Origin of the sequence: Anoxybacillus sp., from assembly GCF_036834105.1 — a bacterium.
Lineage (GTDB): Bacteria > Bacillota > Bacilli > Bacillales > Anoxybacillaceae > Anoxybacillus.
Genome location: NZ_DAITON010000203.1, coordinates 1 through 2,792, shown reverse-complemented (window position 1 = coordinate 2,792; position 2,792 = coordinate 1). Strand labels below are relative to the sequence as shown.

The window sequence follows — 2,792 nt, the reverse complement described above, 5'->3', positions numbered from 1 at the left end:
TTCATTCATCATGTTCATCTTCCTTTACTAAAGAGGAAATGTAGTAACGCAACTTCTCTGCTTCTTGTTCATCAAGAAATGGAATTTCGTGCGCAGTTGCCGCTGTATAAATGTAAAGTGAAGCAAGTTTATACTTTCTTGCTAACGGCCCTTGCTTTACATCAACATGTTGAACGCGATAAATTGGAATAAGCGTACGCTTACGAATCCACACCCCGTGCTCGAGTTCAATTTCTCGCTCGCGAATGATATATCGCCAACGTTCCCATTTCCAACGTGGAACGAAAAAAACAAACAAAATCGCATCAGCAATCCATAAGCAAACGAGCCCCAAAACAACCCACATAGGAACGAAAAAATGAACAATTATGTACAAAAGGGAAAAAATAATGAAACGAATAGCCTCATATATGCGCCACATAGACACAGCACGTTTCGATAGAACATTCCCCACTTTCTTACACACCCCTTTTTCATACTTCGATTACTGCACTTCTAAACATACGAACTCCATCTCGAAATCATCAGTTCGTGCGTTCACTATGCCCCCCATTTTAACAAGTTTGTCATTTATAACTTTACAACATTTTTATCATATGTTAAATTGTTTTTAAAGTTCATAATTTTTCATCTACTAGGGGAGTCCAATAGCTTGGACTGAGAGAGGAACGCGTAAAAGTTCTTTGACCCTTTGAACCTGATCTGGGTGATGCCAGCGTAGGGAAGTAGATGGCGCGAGTGTTCTTTGCTTGTGCTATTTGCGGACAAAATCAGGTTCTCGTTATGGAGCCTGATTTTTTTTACGTATTGGCGTTGCTCCAACTAAAAAATGAAAAGGAGCGATTCAAGATGAAAGACTTATTTTCAACAATGCCATTTCCCTCGAGTAAAAAAGTGTATGTGCTCGGAACGCGTGAAGATGTTCGTGTGCCAATGCGAGAAATTCAACTTTCTCCAACCAAAACAGGTACAACGATGCTAGAAAATGAGCCTATTCGAGTCTATGACACGAGTGGACCATACACCGACCCACTTTTCGCGCCGAATATTGATAAAGGATTGCCAAAATTAAGAGAAAAATGGATAACGGAGCGTGGCGATGTAGAAGAATATAACCCTTCATTAGTGAGAACAAACATTCCTTTTTCACCTAGACGTTTTCGTGCGAAAAAAGGGAAAGTTGTGACCCAAATGCATTATGCAAAACGAGGGATCATTACACCTGAAATGGAGTTTGTCGCAATTCGTGAACAAATGGATCCCGAATTTGTTCGTCAAGAAGTTGCAGCAGGAAGAGCAATTATCCCAGCTAATATCAATCACCCTGAGAGTGAACCAATGATCATCGGAAGCAAGTTTCATGTAAAAATTAATGCGAATATTGGAAACTCTTCTGTTACATCTTCGATGGATGAAGAAGTTGAAAAAATGCTTTGGGCTGTTCGTTGGGGCGCCGATACAGTCATGGACTTATCGACAGGAAAGCATATATATGAGACGCGAGAATATATTATTCGAAACTCCCCTGTGCCGATTGGAACTGTACCTATTTACCAAGCGTTAGAGAAAGTGAACGGCATTGTCGAAAACTTATCATGGGACATTTACCGAGAAACACTAATTGAACAAGCGGAACAAGGCGTAGACTATTTTACTATTCATGCAGGTGTCTTACTTCGCTATATCCCACTAACAGTCAACCGAACAACCGGTATTGTCTCTCGGGGTGGCTCAATTATGGCACAATGGTGTTTAGCACACCATGAAGAAAACTTTTTATACACCCACTTCGAAGAAATTTGCGAAATTTTAAAAACTTACGATATTGCTATTTCACTTGGGGATGGATTACGTCCAGGCTCAATTGCAGACGCAAACGATGAAGCGCAATTCGCCGAGCTACAAACACTTGGGGAGTTGACAAAAATCGCTTGGGAACATGATGTCCAAGTAATGATCGAAGGTCCAGGGCATATTCCAATGCATAAAATTAAAGAAAATGTCGATAAACAAATTGAAATTTGTCACGGGGCACCTTTTTATACGCTAGGTCCTATCACCACCGACATTGCACCAGGTTACGACCATATCACCTCAGCTATCGGTGCAGCGCTTATCGGCTGGCACGGTACGGCCATGCTTTGCTATGTGACACCAAAAGAACATCTCGGCCTACCGAATAAAGAAGACGTCCGCCAAGGAGTCATCGCCTACAAAATTGCTGCCCACGCTGCTGACTTAGCAAAAGGACACCCTGGCGCACAAGCGCGTGATGATGCATTATCAAAGGCGAGATTTGAGTTCCGTTGGCAAGATCAATTCAACTTGTCACTAGATCCTGAGCGCGCACGTGAATATCACGATGAAACGCTACCGGCCGAAGGAGCAAAGCTTGCTCATTTTTGTTCGATGTGCGGTCCAAAATTTTGTTCAATGAATATTTCTCATGAATTACAAAAAACACTACAAAGCGAAGGAATGAAAGAAAAGGCAAAACAATTTGTTGGATATACAAACATCATGCAAGCTGGGAGATAGCGCTCAGCTTGCATTTTTATTACAAAAAACGTTATTTAAGTCATATTCGTTGACATCCCATTTACTGTAGCTTAAATTAAATTAGAAAATATTGGATATAATCAACTTTTTTCAATGAAACTTCTCTAACGTTTCCCCAACAAACATATCATATTTCACCAAATCGACACATATTTTTTATATCAGACTTGGTTACTTATTTTTACTGTAGATGAGCAAATTTACTAACATAAATTTACAACCAAACAAAAAAA

At 40.3% G+C, this 2,792-nt stretch carries 2 protein-coding genes and 1 riboswitch; of the genes, one reads left to right on the top strand and one right to left on the bottom strand.

Annotated elements, in window-relative coordinates; all coding sequences use genetic code 11:
- Position 1 precedes the first annotated feature (1 nt).
- On the bottom strand, positions 2–454 hold the full coding sequence (locus V7Z64_RS12855; protein WP_297991116.1) for a PH domain-containing protein: 453 nt from the start codon (positions 452–454) through the stop codon (positions 2–4).
- Positions 455–626: 172 nt separating this feature from the next.
- A riboswitch (TPP riboswitch) is annotated at positions 627–741 on the top strand.
- 108 nt (positions 742–849) lie between these two features.
- On the opposite strand from V7Z64_RS12855, the gene thiC reads away from it, so the two are divergent.
- Entirely contained in the window at positions 850–2,538 is a 1,689-nt protein-coding gene (thiC, locus tag V7Z64_RS12850) for a phosphomethylpyrimidine synthase ThiC (RefSeq protein WP_297991118.1), read from the top strand.
- Positions 2,539–2,792 lie beyond the last annotated feature (254 nt).